Annotated in this window: 14 protein-coding genes; 3 read left to right on the top strand and 11 right to left on the bottom strand. The window is 64.6% G+C overall.

Translation table 11 applies throughout. The features are described from left to right. Positions 1-9 precede the first annotated feature (9 nt). Genes ACVOLQ_RS11175 through ACVOLQ_RS11125 form a run of 11 tightly spaced genes read right to left on the bottom strand, consistent with a single transcriptional unit; the run spans position 10 to position 11,698 of the window. Positions 10-1,266 carry a type II secretion system F family protein gene (locus tag ACVOLQ_RS11175; protein WP_313173542.1) on the bottom strand — a complete coding sequence of 419 codons (1,257 nt, stop codon included), beginning with the start codon at positions 1,264-1,266 and terminating at the stop codon, positions 10-12. Next, the gene (locus ACVOLQ_RS11170) at positions 1,263-2,978 is read right to left on the bottom strand and encodes a GspE/PulE family protein (protein ID WP_313173541.1); all 1,716 of its coding nucleotides are present in this window, start codon (positions 2,976-2,978) and stop codon (positions 1,263-1,265) included. The genes ACVOLQ_RS11175 and ACVOLQ_RS11170 overlap by 4 nt, the downstream gene beginning before the upstream one ends. After that, positions 2,965-4,374: an AAA family ATPase gene (locus ACVOLQ_RS11165; RefSeq protein ID WP_481528049.1), complete on the bottom strand. Its 1,410-nt coding sequence runs from the start codon at positions 4,372-4,374 to the stop codon at positions 2,965-2,967. Before ACVOLQ_RS11165 ends, ACVOLQ_RS11170 begins: the two co-directional genes overlap by 14 nt. Continuing rightward, entirely contained in the window at positions 4,371-5,258 is an 888-nt protein-coding gene (locus ACVOLQ_RS11160) for a hypothetical protein (protein ID WP_481528048.1), read from the bottom strand. The genes ACVOLQ_RS11165 and ACVOLQ_RS11160 overlap by 4 nt, the downstream gene beginning before the upstream one ends. After that, positions 5,255-7,027, bottom strand: coding sequence for a pilus (MSHA type) biogenesis protein MshL (gene mshL, locus ACVOLQ_RS11155; protein WP_313173538.1), 1,773 nt, complete (start codon positions 7,025-7,027; stop codon positions 5,255-5,257). Before mshL ends, ACVOLQ_RS11160 begins: the two co-directional genes overlap by 4 nt. Next, entirely contained in the window at positions 7,017-7,805 is a 789-nt protein-coding gene (locus tag ACVOLQ_RS11150; protein WP_481528047.1) for a type II secretion system protein, read from the bottom strand. Before ACVOLQ_RS11150 ends, mshL begins: the two co-directional genes overlap by 11 nt. A 1-nt stretch (position 7,806) precedes the next feature. Then, a complete protein-coding gene (locus ACVOLQ_RS11145; protein ID WP_481528046.1) occupies positions 7,807-8,427 on the bottom strand; it encodes a hypothetical protein in 621 nt (206 codons plus the stop codon). Next, entirely contained in the window at positions 8,424-8,948 is a 525-nt protein-coding gene (locus ACVOLQ_RS11140) for a hypothetical protein (protein ID WP_481528045.1), read from the bottom strand. Before ACVOLQ_RS11140 ends, ACVOLQ_RS11145 begins: the two co-directional genes overlap by 4 nt. Next, positions 8,945-10,327, bottom strand: coding sequence for a hypothetical protein (locus tag ACVOLQ_RS11135; RefSeq protein ID WP_481528044.1), 1,383 nt, complete (start codon positions 10,325-10,327; stop codon positions 8,945-8,947). The genes ACVOLQ_RS11140 and ACVOLQ_RS11135 overlap by 4 nt, the downstream gene beginning before the upstream one ends. Then, the gene (locus tag ACVOLQ_RS11130) at positions 10,324-10,899 is read right to left on the bottom strand and encodes a hypothetical protein (protein WP_481528043.1); all 576 of its coding nucleotides are present in this window, start codon (positions 10,897-10,899) and stop codon (positions 10,324-10,326) included. Before ACVOLQ_RS11130 ends, ACVOLQ_RS11135 begins: the two co-directional genes overlap by 4 nt. Before the next feature lie 4 nt (positions 10,900-10,903). Continuing rightward, on the bottom strand, positions 10,904-11,698 hold the full coding sequence (locus ACVOLQ_RS11125; protein WP_313173532.1) for a prepilin-type N-terminal cleavage/methylation domain-containing protein: 795 nt from the start codon (positions 11,696-11,698) through the stop codon (positions 10,904-10,906). 153 nt (positions 11,699-11,851) lie between these two features. Between ACVOLQ_RS11125 and ggt the strand changes: the two genes are divergently transcribed. From ggt to ACVOLQ_RS11110, 3 genes are all read left to right on the top strand, one after another. After that, positions 11,852-13,555, top strand: a complete 1,704-nt coding sequence (gene ggt / locus ACVOLQ_RS11120) for a gamma-glutamyltransferase (protein WP_481528042.1) — start codon at positions 11,852-11,854, stop codon at positions 13,553-13,555. Between the two features lie 211 nt (positions 13,556-13,766). After that, positions 13,767-14,909, top strand: a complete 1,143-nt coding sequence (locus ACVOLQ_RS11115) for a YncE family protein (protein WP_481528041.1) — start codon at positions 13,767-13,769, stop codon at positions 14,907-14,909. Continuing rightward, entirely contained in the window at positions 14,897-17,275 is a 2,379-nt protein-coding gene (locus tag ACVOLQ_RS11110; protein WP_481528040.1) for an NHL repeat-containing protein, read from the top strand. Before ACVOLQ_RS11115 ends, ACVOLQ_RS11110 begins: the two co-directional genes overlap by 13 nt. Positions 17,276-17,281 lie beyond the last annotated feature (6 nt).

Genomic DNA, 17,281 nt, shown 5'->3' with positions numbered 1-17,281 from the left:
GGGCGGTCCTTACATCTGCGGCGATGTGATGGCCTGCTGTACCAGGTCGTAGACCGGTAGCAGCAAGGCGACGATCAGGAAAACGAACATGCCGCCGCCGAACAGGACGACAACCGGCTTGATGATCTCCGACAGGTTGGTGATCAGGCGCTGCAGGCGCAGGCTGTACTCCTCGGACAGCCGCGAGAACTGGCTGTCCAGGGTGCCGGTATCCTCGCCAACGCTGATCATGCGCACCATCATCGAGGGGAAACCGCCCACCTGGCGCATAGCCGAGGACACCCGGTCACCGCGTTCAAGCACCTGGCGGATGGCGATGATGCGATCACGGTAGTACTCGTCACGCATGGCGCGCTCCATCACCTGCAGGCTGCTGACCATGTCGACGCCGGCGCGGATCAGCAGGGCCATGTATTCAGTGAAGAAGGCCAGCCCTGAGGAGAACATGATGGTCTTGGCGATGGGGAGCTTGTGCAGTGTGTAGTGCACGGCGCGACGGAAGCGCCGGCTGTAGCGCCAGGTCACCCACAGCACGAAGGCCAGCGCCACCATGCCGGCGGCGATCATGGCGATGTGCCCGATCAGCCACTCGGAACTGCGCATCACCCAGACCGTCAGCGGCGGCAGCTTGGCGTTCATCTGCTTGAAGAGGTCGGACAGGTTGGGGATGACGTAGTAGATCCAGAAGCCACCGGCGGCGAAGATCGCCGAGAACACGAAGGCCGGGTAGATCAAGGCCTGGCGGGTGTCGGCGGTCATCCGCGAGATGCGTTCGACGTGGTCGGCCGCTTCCATCAACATCTTGTCCATCGAGCCGGTTTCATCGCCGATCATGATCAGGTTGCGAACCGTCTCGGGAAACGCATCCGGATAGCGACCGAAGGCATCACTCAACGATGCACCGGCATCCAGCTCATCCAGCAGGCGCCGTGCCAGCCGGGCCGGATTGGAAGCACGGCCGGAACTGACCTCGTTGGCGACTGCGCGCAGTGCTTCCATGACCGGAATGCCGCTGCTGGTCATGACCGCCAGGTCGCGCAGCATGCCGGCCAGCTCCACCGGCTTGATGCTGGGCTTGATCAGGTGGGTGATGGAACGCTGGGTTTCCGCCAGCCAGCCAGGGAAGCGGTAGAGTTTCAGCACCACCGCATCGAAGTTCTTCTCCAGCCACATGCGTGCGGAGGCATCGTGCTCGACCGCCAGCTGGGTTACCCCTGCGCGGACGCGGCCGTTGGAGAGCAGCAGTCGGTAGTAGTAGACGTTCATGGCGACGGGCCTACACCAACCACGCGCAACACTTCTTCGGTGGTGGTCTGGCCGGCGATGACACGTGCACGTGCGACCTGCTCGATGCCCTTGAAGCCGGCACCCATGGCCAGCCCGCGCAGGGCCTCGCGGCTGACATCATCGGCAATGCCATTGGCCAGGGGTTCGTCGACGATCATGATGTCGTAGACCGGCAGTCGGCCATAGAAGCCGCTGCCACGGCAGCGGTCGCAGCCGGGGCCGCGGCGCCCAAGGCTGCCGATGGGCAGCTCCAGCCATTCGCACTCCTTGTCGCTGAAGGGAACATCGGCGGCACAGAACGGACATACCTGGCGGACCAGTCGCTGGTTGACAACCGCGAGCAGGTTGTCCGCGATCACCTGCGCCTCCAGGCCCAATGGACGGAGGCGAGGTACCACGCCGAAGACCGTGGTCACGTGCAGCGTCGACAACACCAGGTGACCGGTTGCGGCGGCTTCGATTGCCGCCTGTGCGGTTTCTGCGTCGCGCATTTCGCCCAGCAGGATCACGTCCGGGTCGTGGCGCAGGAAGTGGCGCAGGGCGGAACCGAATTCATAGCCGGCGCGTCGGTTGACCTCGGTCTGACCGGCACCCGGCACGCGGTACTCGATGGGGTCTTCGACCGTCAGCACATTGCGTTCGATCAAGGACTGCATGCGCAGTGCGGCGTGCAGCGATGAGCTCTTGCCCGAGCCGGTAGGGCCGGTGATGAGGATCAGGCCCGCCGGTTTGGCGAACAGGCGCTCCAGCAGGGCGACATCCTCGGGGAAGAAGCCAAGTTCCTCCAGGCCGGCAAGATCGCTGTGCTCCGGCAGCAGGCGCATGACCATGCGCTCGCCGGACTCGGTGATCAGGGTGGAGACGCGAACGGTCAGCGCGGAGTCGAGCACCGTGGCGCGGAAGCTGCCGTCCTGCGGACGGCGCTGCTCGGAGATGTCCATCTCCGAGGCGAGCTTGATGTAACCCAGCAGGCGGCTGAGCGAGTTGGGCATGGCCCACATCGGCCGCAGCACGCCGTCGACGCGGAACAGGACATGCAGGCTGTGTTCGGACGGCGCGATATGGATGTCGGTTGTACGCTCACGCACGGCCAGGTGGAGCAGGTAGTCCAGCAACTTCTCCGGGCTGTAGGCGTGGTCGTTGTCCGTCGCAAGGCGGCGGATCTCTTTCTCCAGCAGCGCTTCGATCGGGTTCTGTGCAAAGTAATAGGTCTGCCGGATCAACCGCGCGACCTTGCCGTACTCGCCTTGCAGGAAGCGGCAACGCAGGCCACAGCGCTGCAGCACAAGCTGGGCCACGGCCGCCTGGTCGGCATCACCGAGCAGGACTTCCAGTTGATCCCCGTCGCGACGCAGCGGCAGGAACTGGCGCATCTGGCACAGTTCCCGGTTGAACATGGCCAGGATCTGCGGGTCGGCGATCGGCAGGGTTTCCGTCGGCGCGAACTCGATGCCCAGCATGCCTGCATGGGTGCGCACGATGTCCGATTCGTTGGCCAGGCCATGGCGGATCAGCAGGCGGCCGAAGCTGGTCTGCTCCACCAGGTTCTTCTGGCGGGCGTACAGCAGCTGGATCGGGTCAAGCAGCCCCTGCTCGTTGAGCAGTACGCCCAGCTTGGCCTGTTCAAGGCTTACCAGGCCCTGGCTCGAGTTGGCGGAGGCGGAGGGGATGCGGGAATCAACCGTGGCCATTGGCGGAGGGATCCATGTCGTTCGAGGAGGTGGCTTGCGGCTTGCTGAGTGAAAGCAGGTGCAAGGTCAAGGGGTCCGGCGTGCCTGTTGCAGGCAGGAAGCTGCGCTGCTGCATGCGCGAAAGTGCGCGCTGGGTCAGGGGGCCGAAGCGGCCGTCGAGCTGGCCGTCATAGTGGCCTTGCTGTTGCAGCCTGTACTGCAGTTCCTGCACATGCGTATTGGGCTGGCGCTGCAGCAGTTGCGTGGCGGAGATGTGCGGCACGAAGGTGGCGCGCAGCCCTTGCGCTGACCGTTGCAGGCAGAAATCGGCGCGTTGCTGCAGCAGCGCCGCGGCTTCGGCGCGGACGGCGACGCTGAGCTGTGCGCCCGTGCCAAGCCCGGCAAGGCAGCTGGCGTTGGCATACACAGGATCGGGCTGAGCGTGGGTGATGGCGGAGTGCTGCGCCGGCGCCGACGGTTCGGCGTGGGTGACCGCCGGACGCAACGAGAGGGCGAGCGCGCCCAGCACGAGGATGCCCCCCAGCGAAGCGGCCAGGGCCCAGGTATGTCTGCGCACTGCCGTCGGCGCACGGATGCCGGCCTCGGCAGCGGCGGTGCGTATCAATGCCGCATCGATTTTCCTGGGCGTAGTGCTATGCCCGTACAGGCCATAGAGGCTGCGGTCCATGATCTGGTGGATGTGGCGCTGGTTGCCTTTGCTGAGGCGATGCAACGCGCTTACCGCCGCGTCGTCGAGCGCGATGCTGCCGTCCGCACCGGCGCTGTCGAGGCGGAAATGGACATAGTCGGCAACGCGGTCCTGCGGCAAGGCCGAGAGCTGCACATGCTTGCTGATGCGGCTGCTGAGCTGGCGGATGGCGGGCTGCGCCAGCGACTGCAGCAACTCCGGTTGCCCGGCCAGCACGATCTGCAGCAGCTTCTCCTGCCCGGATTCCAGACAGGTAAGCAGGCGCAGCAACTCGAGGCTTTCGATGTCCAGATTCTGGGCGTCGTCGATCAGCAGGACACAGGTGACCTGGCGCTGCCAACGCTCGAGCAGGAAGCGATTGAGGCGATCGATGTTGTCGGCGGCACTCGCTTCGGGCGACAGGCCGAAGTCACGCAACACCGCCGCAAGCAGGTCATTGCCCTGCAGATAGGTATTGAAGACCAGCGAGACCACCATGTCTTCACTTTCCAGCGCGGCCAGCAGGCGGCGTAGAAACGTGCTCTTGCCGGTACCCACCTCGCCGGTGAGCAGGACGAAGCCCGAGCGCGTGCGCAGGCAATGGCTTGCCTCCACCAGCTCGCGCTCCACCGAAGCGGTCTGGAAGTAGGCGACGCTGTCCGGCGTCGGCGGGAACGGCGAACGATGCAGGCCAAGCTGCTGCAGGTGCTGGCGGGTGGCCGGATTCATTGCTGCGTTCCGCGGATCTGCGCCAGTGCCTGGATGATCAGCGCCGACTCGCCGTTCTCCGCAGCGAGCCGCAACAGGCGTGTCTGTGCGTTGTCGGTCTGCCCGCGTGCCGCTTCAAGCAGCGCCAGGTTCACACCGGCCTGGGTGTCTTCGGGCACACGCGACAGGATCTGCCGATAGCGTTCTTCCGCGGCGAGCAGGTCACCCTGGTTGTGTGCGATCCAGGCTTCATTGCGCAGCAGGGTCAGGCTATCGGCGGGCAGCAGCTGGCGCAGCCTCTGCAACTGCAGTGCGACGGCGGCATCGTCTTTTTGTGCCACAGCCTCCTGCAGCGTCCGGATGGCTTGGGTTATGGCGGTTTCACTGTCCCTGGTGGTAGTGGCCGCGGGCCGTGTCTGTGCGGCTGGTGCCGTACTTTTGCTGACGGTGATGTTCAACTGCTGGGACTGCACATGGACGACGTCCTGTGCCGCCGCAGCAATCGGGGGACGGTCGGTTGCGCCCGCCGCAGCGGCGGCGGGCGACGGGGGCGAGCGCGGCAGCGCAGGCGCCGCGCCAGCCACTGCCGCGGCCGGGCGCAGGGGCGGCAAGGCCGGAATCGGCGGCGCCGTGCTTGGCAAGGACGCGGGGGCGACCTGGCGGGCGGGTGCTGCCGACGCAGCCTGCACTGCGCCAGCCAGGTTGTGGGGATGCGCTGCCTGTACCGGATTGGCGTTGCTGGAGAATACGTGCACCAGTGTCGACCCCAGTACTACGCACGCCGCAGCCCCCAGCCAATACAGACGTTTCCGCGACGTCCGGCCGTGCGCCTGCGCGGCGGCCGGCGAAGTGCCGGTCGCCGTAGTCGTAGCGCTTTGGCGCAGGGCGTCGAAGATCAGGCTCACAGCACCTTCACCCGCAATACCAGCACCAGTTCGCGGGTGCTATGGGTCTTGGCGCGGGAACCGAACATGCGCCCGAATACCGGCACGTCGGACAGCCCCGGTACGCCACGATCGTCCAGCGACGCATTCTGATCGATGAGGCCGCCGAGCATCACCGTGTCACCGTCGCGCAGGTTGAGCGTGGTGGTGATGCCCTTGACGTTGACCTGTGGAAGGGTAACGGCGTTGCCGTTGGGGAACTCACGCAGGACCAGGCTGCTGGTATCGACCTCGGTCTGCATTGGATGGACCAGCAGTTCGACGCTGCCGTTCTCATGGATCATCGGTGCCACGCCGATCACCACGCCGGAGAACAGCGAATCGGTCTGGATGTCGGTGGACTGGTTGTAGGAGCCACCGCTGCCACCGGTGTTGGAGAAGTTGCTGGTGGACTTGGTGACATAGCGGATGTTGGTGCCCACGCTCAGGTAGGCGGGGCTGCCATTGCGCACGCGCACGCTGGGATTGGACAGCACTTTGACGTTGCCGAAGCCGCGCAGCACATTCACCGCCGCGGAGAACGTGTCAGTGGCGTAGCTGAGCCCCAGCGCCCGGCCCAGGCCCGAGCCAAGCGTCTGGTTGGGGAAGGTGATGGTGCGCGGCTGCTGACCCAGGCGGGTGAGACCATCATAGGACAGCGGGCTGTTGGCGTCGGGCAGGATGGTGGCGGCGGTATCGCCATAGATGCCGGCGACGCGATCACGCAGCAGGTTCCAGTCGACGCCGTAGTTGCTGCTGTCGTTGAGTGTCACATCCAGGATCTGTGCCTCGACCAGTACCTGACGCCGCAGCTTCTGCTTGTTGTGCTCGATCAGTTCTTCGACGGCGCGCATCTGCGAGGGCCGTGCGCGCACGAACAAGGTGCCGCTGCCGGCATCCAGGTTGTAGCTGGCGGTGGCCGCCGGCTTGGGCTGGTCCGGGCCGGTGGGCGCAACGGCCTGCTTGCTCTTGTCGGTATCCAGGATCACGTCCAGTGCCGCCGCGAGCTGCTTGTAAGGATCATTGTCCTTGCCGACGCTGCCGCTCATGCTCAGCGATCCACGCAGTGACTGGCCACCGCCGCCTTCGCCGGCCATGCCGGCGCCGAATACGTCGCCACCGCTGTTGAGCTCCAATGACGTCACCGAGTTGAGCATGTCGACGTTGAAGATGCGTTCCTTGGTCTGGCTCACCACCAGCGCACCGCCGCGCAGCTCGCCATGCAGGTCGAACGCATCGAGGATGTGGTTGAACACCTCGCGCGCCGACACATTGCTCAGCTGCAGGCTGGAACGTTGTTTCTGCTCCAGCACCTTGGGATCGACGATGAGGTTCATCTTCAGCTCGCCGGCCAACGCCCACAGCAGCTGCCCGACATCCGCATCGAACATGCTGATGCTGACCACGCTGTGCTCCAGCGGGTCATACACCGGTGCCAGCGGTTTGGTGCTTGGTGCTGCCGTGCCCTTGTGTTCGATCGCCGCAAGGCGCTTGTCCTGGGCTTCCAGGAATTTCGCGGACTCCTCCGCGAGAGCGGTGCTGGTGCGCTCCAGTGCCTTGTGCTCGACGGGCGGAAGATCCTGCACGCTGCGTGGTGGCATGTTGGTGCACGCAGCCAACAGCAGCGTGCCGACACCACCGGCCAGCAGGCGGGGAAGATGGCGCGGCTGGCGCTGGCAGGGTGAGTTGCTGTGGTGGCTCGTCATTTCAAAGGCCTCGGAGTTATGCGGGGTCGATTGCTTATCGTTCAAGGGAGGTCAGCCAACCGAGCAGGCTGGTGGCTGACTCGGCACTGGTCTGGTCGTCATTGCGGAAGCTTGCGGGGCGCTCGGGCGGCGCCATGCACAGCGAGCTGGCGGGCTGCGTGGCGATGGCGTTGTTCATGGTGTCGAAGCCGGCAGCGGCACCACCGGCCTGGTCCATGTCCATGCCCGGCGCGATCAGCGCGAACGCCGGGTTGATCGTTTCGCCGACGCCATTGCAGGCAACCTCCGGATTCGCGGGTGTCTCGCTTGGATAGGGCGTATTGGCGGGCGGCATCTTGTAGTACGGCTGGCGTGTAGTGGCCGGCGCTCGCATGGCGCTTGCCAAGGTTGCCAACAGCTTGCTGGAACCGTCCTTGTCGGCGAATTCGGCCCCTCTGCCAGCAGGAATCACCAGGTCCGCCGTACTGCTGCGGTGGACCGCGTAACGGATGCGTGCACGTTGCTCTGGCAGCGTCAGTCCCAGGCTTTCGTATGGCAGCCATCCGACGTTCAATCCCAATGGGCACCCCGCCACGCCGCCGTTCTCGCGGCCGCTATCACCCTTGGGGCTGCTGTCGGGGCAGGGCAGGCGTTTGTTGCGGATGACGAACGCCTTGATCGCCTGTCGTGATTCACCGAGTCGTGCGCTGGCCTCGCTGTAGCTGCGCGACTGCTGGAATGCCTCGTAGGTGCCCGTTGCGGCGCTGGTCAGCAACGCAAGAACACCCACCACGATCGTCAACTCGAGGAGGTTGAATCCACGTTGTAGGCGGAGGCCGTGCATGTCAGGGCGTCGGCTTGGCCGCGATGGGCTGGTTGACGTCATAGCGCAGGCTCTCGCGCAGGGTGATCAGCTCATTGCTTATCTGCGCCATGCGCTGCTGACGCCCTGGCGTATCTGGCTGCTGGCTGACACTCACCAGTTCCCGCCCGAGTTGCTGGGCCCTGATGGCGATGCGGATGTTGCTGCGAGCCGCTTCGGGGTTCATGCCGGGAGGAAGATTGCCGGTCGCCTGGGCGGTATCGAGCTGCCGCAGCAAAGCCTGTGCCTGCACTTCGTTCTGGGTCATCTGCCGATCCATCTGCTCCATGGCCGTGCGCAGTTGCGCATTCGAGGAGGTTGGCGGCGATGGTGGTGGCATGCGGGTGGCGGCCGCCGGGGCCGGGGCGGTGGTGCGTGCATGCGGCCCGGTCTCCCACGGTGCTGCGGTCGCGGTGGCGGACGGCGTGATCTCCGCAGCGGTAGCGGTGGGCGGGGGGGCGCTATCGCTGGCTGTTGCTGTTGCCGCTGTCGCGGCTGGCGCTGCGAGCGGGGCATTGCTGGTCTTGCGCAGTCCCACGGTCAGGAGCACCCCCACCAGGATCATGCTGCCGGCAATCGCGCCGATCTTGACGTAGGGATTCATCGGCTGGCTCCGGCGGCTTCAGGCGACTGGCCGATGTGGCGCACACGCAAGGTGCTTACCTCTCCAGCGGGGCTGCGCACACGCGCCCAGTTGCTGCCGATGGCAAGCACGCGGGTGCCATCGTCCAGCCGCGCGCCCTGGCGAACCGGCATGCCGTTGATGATCGCGGTCGAGCGACCGTCCGCGGTGACCACCAGCGACAGCGATGCCGGCACGAGGGACAAGGTATCGGCATCTGCCACGCCATTGCTGGCGGGGCTCGCGCTACCCGCTGCAGGGCTGTCCGGTACCGCGATCAGTTGGCTACCCTCGAAGCGCGGCTGCGGTCGCAGTGTTGCTGCCGTTTCCAGTACCAGTTTGTTGCGTTGCAGGGAGGCACGCAGGCGTGCAGCTTCTGCGCTCTCCTCGGCGTTGTTGCCAATGAACAGGACCGCTGGCTTGGCGACGACCATGGAGGCCAGCCAGCCGGAGACCGCAAGCCAGCAAAGCAGGGCCGTCATTGCGATGTATTTCTTCTTCACGTGGTGGGCTCCGTCACTGCGTCGGCGCTGGTTGGGGTGGTGGTCTTGAGCAGGTAGGAGAAGACCCCGCCACCGGCACGCGTTGCACCACCGGATTGCGGATCCAGCGGCACTGGATCGAAGCCCTCCTGGCGCAGGCGCTCAACGAAGGCCGCGATCTGCATGCCAGGTGTGCCGCGGTCCGCATCGACCATGCCATCCACGCGCAGCATGCGCGGCGGACCTGCATTGGCCTGGCCTGGGGCGGGCTGCTCGACGCGTACGCGCAGGATGCGGACCTCGTCCTGTGCAGCCCTGCGCACCGATTCCAGTCCGGTTACCGGATCGATGCCATCGGTCAATGCCTTGGCCTTGCTGACGAACTGCAGGGCACCATCCAGCCCGGCGGGCATGTTTGCCTTGTCGGCGAGCAGGCGGGCCTCCTGCTCCAGTGTGCTGATTTCCTGGCTGATGGCTTCGCTGCGTTCGTTGGCACCGTGCGCGGCCAGCATCCAGCGGGTACCCAACGCACCCAATGCAATGGCAATGACCAGCGATGCGGCCGATGCCATTGGCAGGGCCCATTCGGCGAGGTACGCCGCGCGGCTGGGCAAGGGGTTCACCGCATCACGCGAGGATGCCTGCGTGCGCATCCAGGCAATGCCGCTGGACCAGGACTGGCCGTGCTCATCGCGATAGATGTGCATGGGCACCTGCTTGACCTGGCTGCCGGTGGCGATCGAGAAGATCTCGGCAAGCCGCTCATTGAGCGGTGTCTGCTCCGCTTCGGAAGCCGGGAGCAACAACGAGCACCAGCGGAACAGCAATGGATCACGTTCCTCGTCGCTGCGCGACAGATCGTCTGCAACCTGCTGGGCAAGTGCGCTGGCGGTCATTGACAGGTCGGATGGATCTTCGCTGTAGGCCATCGATGCGCGATGGATGATGTCGTGCTTGCGCAGCGCCAGTACGCTCATCTGCCGTCCACAGTGCACGATCAGGCCTTCACCCGGCTTCAGCGTGCGCCACATCAGCGAGGTGATCGGCAACAGCAGGCAGTGGTCCGGCTGGGCTTCGGCCCATGCATAGCTCTGCTGCCAGGTATCCAGCGGAACCGCTGTATACAAGGTCTGGTAGCCGGCACCCATCGAGCGGTTCTTGTGGATCAGGATCTTGGCATCGCCATCGATCAGACCATCGGCACGCAGGCGTTTCTCGATCAGGGCTACGGCATGGGCGGAGCTGCCTTCCAACGACATGACCCCGCTATTGCCGCCTTCGAATTCGGCGAACAGCCACGCGGGACCTTCCAGCCGCGGGCGGGTCTCGCTGATGGCGACGCTGTCCTGGCCAAAGGAAAGCCAGCGCCCGGCTAGCTGGACGATGCTGTGCATGCTCATTGCTGCGCGCCTCCGGGCGTGCTTTGTGGCGGGGGCACCGGGGCGTTCGACGCCAATGGACCGGTCGCGGTGCGGAAAAGGAGGCTCCCACGTAGCGTGAGCGACAAAGGTGCCGGCGGGCGATCGGACAAGGTGGTGGGCAGATGGAACAGCCCTTCGCTCGGGTCGGTGACCGAAAGCTCGAAGACGTCGGCGCCAAAGATGCGATCCGGGCTGGGCGCTATGCCGCCCAGCAATGCATCCGAATCCACGCGCGACATCTGGCTTTGATTGAGGTTTATCAATCGCTCGCCCCAGCCAATGGGTTCCATGCCCAGATCGGCGAGCTGATCCAGCAACTGGCGGGCGGAGTTGGCGTTGTCGACCTTCAGTTGCGCCTCCTGCTGGGCCATCCGGGCCTGCGACAGCAGCTCGTTCCTGTTGCTGAGCTGGTCGTAGGCGCGGGCCAGGCTGCTGCGCGCGGAGATGAACCACACGGCGGTGACCACAAGGGCCAGCAGGGTCACCGCAAAGATCGTCAGGGAGAGACGTCGTGACCGGCGCAGCCGGCCCAGCATGGAGGCGATGGTCATGGGATTACTGATTCATCTTGTAGTGGGCGACCAGGGTGATGATCTGGTCGGTGTCATCGCCACCGCCGGCGACGTTGGAGTTGGCCGAGCCGGCCGAACCCGACTTGTTGGTGTTGTTGCCCTTCCACTCCATGCTCTCGGCATCGGCATTGCTGCCGACGCTGCGCTTGTTCAGGCCCACCTGACGGAACGCACCGGACTGCGGATCGGGCTTGCCATCGATCATCTGGTCCAGCGAACGGGCAAGATCCGGGGTCAGGCCGGAAAGGACCATCACATTGCCGGCACCGGAGGCGGTCTCTGCCGGATTCCACTGGAAGCAGACCTGGATCTCCTGCGGGTTGCCGTTGGTATCCAGATAGACATAGCGGTCTTCAAAACCCTCACCACGGCCCGGCGGCAAGCTGATGCCGGCGCCCCGCATGAAGTCACGCAGCTTGTCACCGTCCTGCGAGGCAGCCGATACCGGCTGGTCGCTCTTGGTCGACGCCGAGCCATTGCAGATCGCACCCTTGGTGGCGGTGTTGTTGGCCATGTCGATGTCGTATTCCTTGCCGGCGACCATCAAGCGCGGCGCGGCCTGGTTGTCGCCGACGGGGGCACCAAAGCGTTGGTGGTAGCTGTTGTAGGCCACGACCCATTGATCGACGTACTTCTGCTTGATGCGCGTGTATTCGGCATTGCGCTGGACGTCGCGGCCGATCATCACCGCACCGATGATCACGCCGATGATGACCAGCACCACGGCCATTTCGACCAGAGTGAAACCGCCTTGATGGCGCTTGGATCGCATTTGCATTGAAGAGCCCCTTGTGGAAGAACCTGTGTACCCGGCGCGGGTCTGCAGCGACGGGTGGTTTGTTTCAGCGGACTAGATACGGCGGCGGCGTAAGACGTGCGTAAGACGTGCGTAAGAGCTATCTTCCCGGCATTCTCCTGCCGGTCACCTGCCATGCTGCGTACTGCGCTTCTGCTTGCCCTCGCCACGGTATCAGCGGCTGCGTGTGCCGCAGACCGTGTTACCGGTCACGAATTTGCGACCCGCTCCGAAGTGATTGCGCCGCACGCGATGGCGGCAACGTCGCAGCCACTGGCCACGCAGATCGCGTTGGACGTGATGAAAGATGGCGGCTCGGCGGTGGACGCAGCCATCGCCGCCAATGCGGCGCTGGGTTTGATGGAGCCTACCGGCAACGGTATTGGCGGCGATCTGTTCGCCATTGTCTGGGACCCGAAGACGCACAAGCTGCATGGTTACAATGGTTCGGGCCGCTCGCCGCGCTCGCTGACTCTGGCGGAGTTCCAGCGGCGCGGCCTGAAGGAGATTCCCGCGACCGGGCCTTTACCGGTGTCGGTGCCTGGCGCGGTGGATGGCTGGTTCGCATTGCACGCGCGCTTCGGGCGCAAGCCGATGGCTGAGAATCTGGCACCGGCAATCGCCTATGCGCGCGAAGGGCACCCGGTGGCGGAAGTCATTGCCTACTATTGGGACCGCTCGGTGCCGAAGCTGGCGCAGTATCCGGGCTTCAAGGAACAGTTCACCCTCGACGGGCATGCGCCGCGCAAGGGCCAGATGTGGCGCAATCCAAACCTGGCAAATACCTTGCAGCAAATAGCCGATGGTGGTCGCGATGCCTTCTACAAAGGAGAAATCGCCCGCAGTATTGGCGATTACTTCAAGGCCAATGGGGGGTATCTGAGCTATGAAGACATGGCCGCCCATGAAGGCGAGTGGGTGGAGCCGGTCAGCAGCAACTATCGCGGCTACGACGTGTGGGAGTTGCCACCCAACAGCCAGGGGATTGCAGCGCTGCAGATCCTCAATGTGCTGGAAGGTTATGACTTCTCGAAGATTCCATTCGGCTCGGCCGAGCACATCCATCTGTTCGTTGAAGCCAAGAAACTGGCCTTCGCCGATCGCGCCCGTTTCTACGCGGACCCGGCATTCTCGCCGGCGCCTGTACAGCGACTGATATCCAAGGACTACGCTGCACAGCGTCGCAGCTTGATCTCGATGGACAAGGCCTTGAAGGAAGTACAGCCGGGCACGCCCAGGCAGCTGGAGGAGGGCGACACCATCTACATGACCGTGGCTGATGCCGACGGCATGATGGTGTCACTGATCCAGTCCAATTACCGCGGCATGGGTAGCGGCATGGCACCGACGGGGCTGGGTTTCATCCTGCAGGATCGCGGCGAGATGTTTGTCCTGCAGAAGGACCATCCCAATGGCTATGCGCCGGGCAAGCGCCCGTTCCAGACCATCATCCCGGCCTTCATCACCAAGGACGGCAAGCCGTTCGCCAGCTTTGGCGTGATGGGCGGTGCGATGCAGCCGCAGGGGCATGCGCAGATCGTGATGAACCTGGTCGACTTCGGCATGAACCTGCAGGAGGCCGGCGACGCGCCGCGCATCCAGCATGAAGGCTCGACCGAACCAACCGGGCAGGCCACCGTGATGAGTGATGGCGGTGAGATCAATCTGGAAACCGGCTTCAGCTGGGAAAGCGTGCGTGGCCTGATGCGCAAGGGGCACCGGGTGACGTTCGCCGATGGCCCTTATGGTGGTTACCAGGCGATCATGCGCGACCCGGAAAGCGACGTTTACTACGGTGCATCGGAGAGCCGCAAGGATGGCCAGGCGGCAGGCTATTGAGTTCGGCCCGTACAGGGTGGTTCGCAGCGCATGGTCGCGCTCGGCATCGTGATGCCCACGGCGGATGTTTCCGTTGCGTGGCCGCGGGTCTGGACGGTTGACCCCGCCAAGCGGCAGGTGGGGCTAGAATGGCGCAGCCATGGACGGTAGACGATATGCAGCAACGATGCGTATCGGCCGGACTTGCACCATTCCCTTTCGGAGTCGCGCGATGTCCCACGTTGTTTCAATGCCACGGATCATGGTGTTTTCGGCATGTCTGATTGCCAGCCTCGCGGCTGGCGCGGGTGAAGCATCACCCGAGTTCGCGACGGGCGCACGGGTTGCGGTTGGAGCGGGCCCGGCCGATATGGTGTTCTCCGCCGATGGGCAGCAACTTTATGTCACCGAGAACGAAGACAACACGGTTGTCGTAGTCGATGTTGCACGCAGAAGCGTTCTGCGCAGGTTCGGTGATGGCGGATGGCAAGCGCCGGAAGGTGACGGCTGCTCACACAACTTCTGCCGTGGCAGCGGTGCGGCGGGTATTGCCGTCGATGCACAGCGTCAGCGCGCTTATGTCAGTTCCTGGAACATCAATGCACTGACTGCTTTCGATCTGCGCAGCGGGCAGGCGCTGTGGAGCACCCCCTTGCAGCGCTTTCCGCAGCCGCTGTTATTGACTCCCGATGGTGCGCAGGCGTGGGTGTTCAACGGCGTTGCCAATTCCCTGTCGGTGGTGGATGCCGCTACCGGCGAGGTGGTTGCTGATGCGCTTCCCTTGGAAGGCGGCGATGCGCGCAACCTGTCGTTCGGAAGGCAGCTTGCGCTGACGATGGCTGTCGATGGGCGTCACCTCTACGTAAACAGCATCTTCGGCGACGGCATCGAGGTGTTCGATACCGCGAAGCGTTCGCGCAGTGCGCTGATCGAAAGCGGGGCGTCGCCTTACGATCTGGCGGTCGATCGGAACAATGGCAATCTCGTCGCGCTATACGAAGACGGCGTCGTCGACTACGCGGCCGCTACGCTGTCGCCGCTGCGCGCTTATCGCTTCTGCGATGAGGTCACTACCTGGAACATCGCTTTGAGTGACGATGGCCGTCTACTGGCGCTGACCTTTCCCAAGAATGCGTTGGCCATGGTGGTGGCGCGCGACAGCGGCCTGCTGACGCACGTCTTCCAAACCGATGCTTGGCCGATGAAGGTCGCGTTCTCGCCCGACTCGCGGTTGCTCGCGGTGCTCAATGCGGGAGACACGGCATCCGTATCGCTGCTGGATGTGCACGCACGGATGGACCTTGAACCGCTACGTTCGCAGTTGAGTGAACTGTTCTGCCAGCCGAACACGGAGACGATGCAATGGATGCGTTGAAGAGCGCGATGTCGGCCAGGTCGACGCGATGGCTGCTGGTCGTGCCGCTGATGCTGGCCGCAGCAGTGGGGGCCAGTGAACACTCGGTCCTGCAATGGGAAATGGGCCAGGCAGGCTCCTATGGAAATTCGGACGGTCCTGCGCTGGACGCTCGTTTCATGGGAACGCTGACGCCTTACCGCGACAAGGATGGCGCACTGCTGGTAGCCGATGCCGAAGGCAATGCGTTGCGCAGGATCGGCCAGGATGGGATTGTCACCACGATCATCGGGAAGCCCGGCACGGCAAATCCGATGGCGGCCGGCGGCGACGCACAGCAGCTGACGCGCCCGTCTGAACTGGCCCGCCTGGCCGACGGTCGCCTGTTGGTGGTCGAGCAGCGGGTCAAGGGATTGCGCGCGGTGGATGCCAAGGGCCGGATCACCGCGCTGCAGCTTCGCAAGGGCGAGCCGATGGCGGAGGCCCCTGCCTTGGGTGCTGGCGGATCTGTGGACATTGTGGTCGCCCCCGCGCCGCCATCGCCGCCGTCACTTCCTGCCGAAAGCCGCCAGACTGCTGCTCCCGTTGCGCCGGAAGCGCCACTGCTACCTGATCCGTCGGGCATTGCGGTCGATGCCAAGGGGCGCGTCTGGGTCGCCGACAGCGGCAGCTACCGCGAGCGCACCCTGGTGATCGATACGCAAGGCAAGGCACGCATGTGGGAACCCGGGCAGATGATCATGCTGCGCAAGATCGCCGCGGCAGCCGACGGAAAATTGTGGGGCATCAACGGCAAGCTGCTGTTCCGCCTGCATGACGACCGTGCCGAGGTGATGGGCAGCCTGGACGTACCCGAGTGGACGCCGCCGGCCGACTACCTCGTCCAGCCGCCGGCCAGTGGCCCGGTAGCCGCGCTGATCGGGCAGGTACCGTTTTCCGGACGTGGCAGCCTGCCGCCGATGCCTTCGCGGCCCAGGGACGCGGCACCGGTGGATTTCAGTGGTTTGACGATTGATCCGCAGGGGCGGCCGTTGCTGATTGATCGCCACCGGCTGCTGCGCTTTGAGCCGCGCTCAGCGGAGTTCACGACGCTGTTGGCATTGCCAGCGGCGGGGGATGATCGCGGCTATGGTGACAGCCGGATCGACGCGGTGGCTGTCGATGGCAAGGGGCGCATCGTGCTGGCGATTGACGGTGGAAGCGCGCTGTTTACGCTGGGAGCGGACGGTCGGCTGGCACTGGTTGCAGGACATGCGCCGCCTTCGGCATGGTGGCAAGGTGGCGATACCGACAAACGCAGGTCGGCCAAACTGCCGGCCTCGCTTGACGACAGCATTGTCATGCTGCCCGATGGCGGCACGCTCTATGTCGCCAGACTGGATAACGCGTTGTTCCAGGTCGATCGCGATGGGAACGCAGCGCTGTGGGCGGGGAACGACAAGAAGGGCCGCAGCGATGGCCCGCGGCTTGAAGCGCGTTTCACCTATCCCACGGATCTGGCAAGGGCGCGCGACGGAACGGTATACGTTGCCGATAGTGGCAGTGCGCGGATCCGTGCAGTACGGCCTGACGGGGTGGTCCAGACACTGGCCGGCAACTATTCGGAATCGTTTCGCGCCGATGGCGACTTTGCCAGGGCCAGCTTCTACGAGCCGAAGTACATCGCACTGGATGAAGCGCGCAACGTGCTGTACGTGCTGGATGAAACCCCCTACGTTGGCAGCGGTGACGTGCGTCTGCGGCGCCTGGATCTGCGCTCGGGCCAGGTCACCACATTGGCCTCCGATGAACACCGGCCGATGGACGTGATCGCTCCGTCAGGCGAGCTGCAACGGGTCACCCGCGCGGCCGTAACCGTGATCTACAAGGACATCGCGGTCGGTCCTGATGGGTATGTGTATGCATTGGACGAGAATGCGGTCTGGCGGATCGACCCGGAAAGTGGTTTGCACCGCATGCTGTTCCACGTTGCGGAGCGGCCGCTGGAGAAAGCGTATGAGCTCGCTTACGCACAAGCCAAAAGCAGCGCGGAGCGGGAGGCGCTATCGGCTGCGAGTTGCAGCTGGGTATGGTGTCGCCCCGAGCGCATCGAGGTGGACGCGCAGGGCAATGTCTATCTGAGCGACGTGGGCAACAACACGGTGCTGCGGATCGGGCTGGATGGCAAGGCTGGCGTGATAGCAGGTGCGCTGGATCAGGTCGGCAACAGGGCGGGTGCGCTACCGGGCGGCCTGCACAAGCCCGGTGGTCTGGCGTTCTCGGCGGAAGGCGACCTGATGATCAACGTCAACGAACAAGGTGTCATGCGTTTGCGCAATCCGGCACAGGCACCCTTCAGCATCGCCGTGCCCGGCGCGGGGGGGATACCCGAGGATCCTGTGCGCTGACAGCAG

Source organism: Stenotrophomonas sp. STEN031, assembly GCF_056759975.1.
This window is presented reverse-complemented; position numbering and strand designations above follow the sequence as displayed.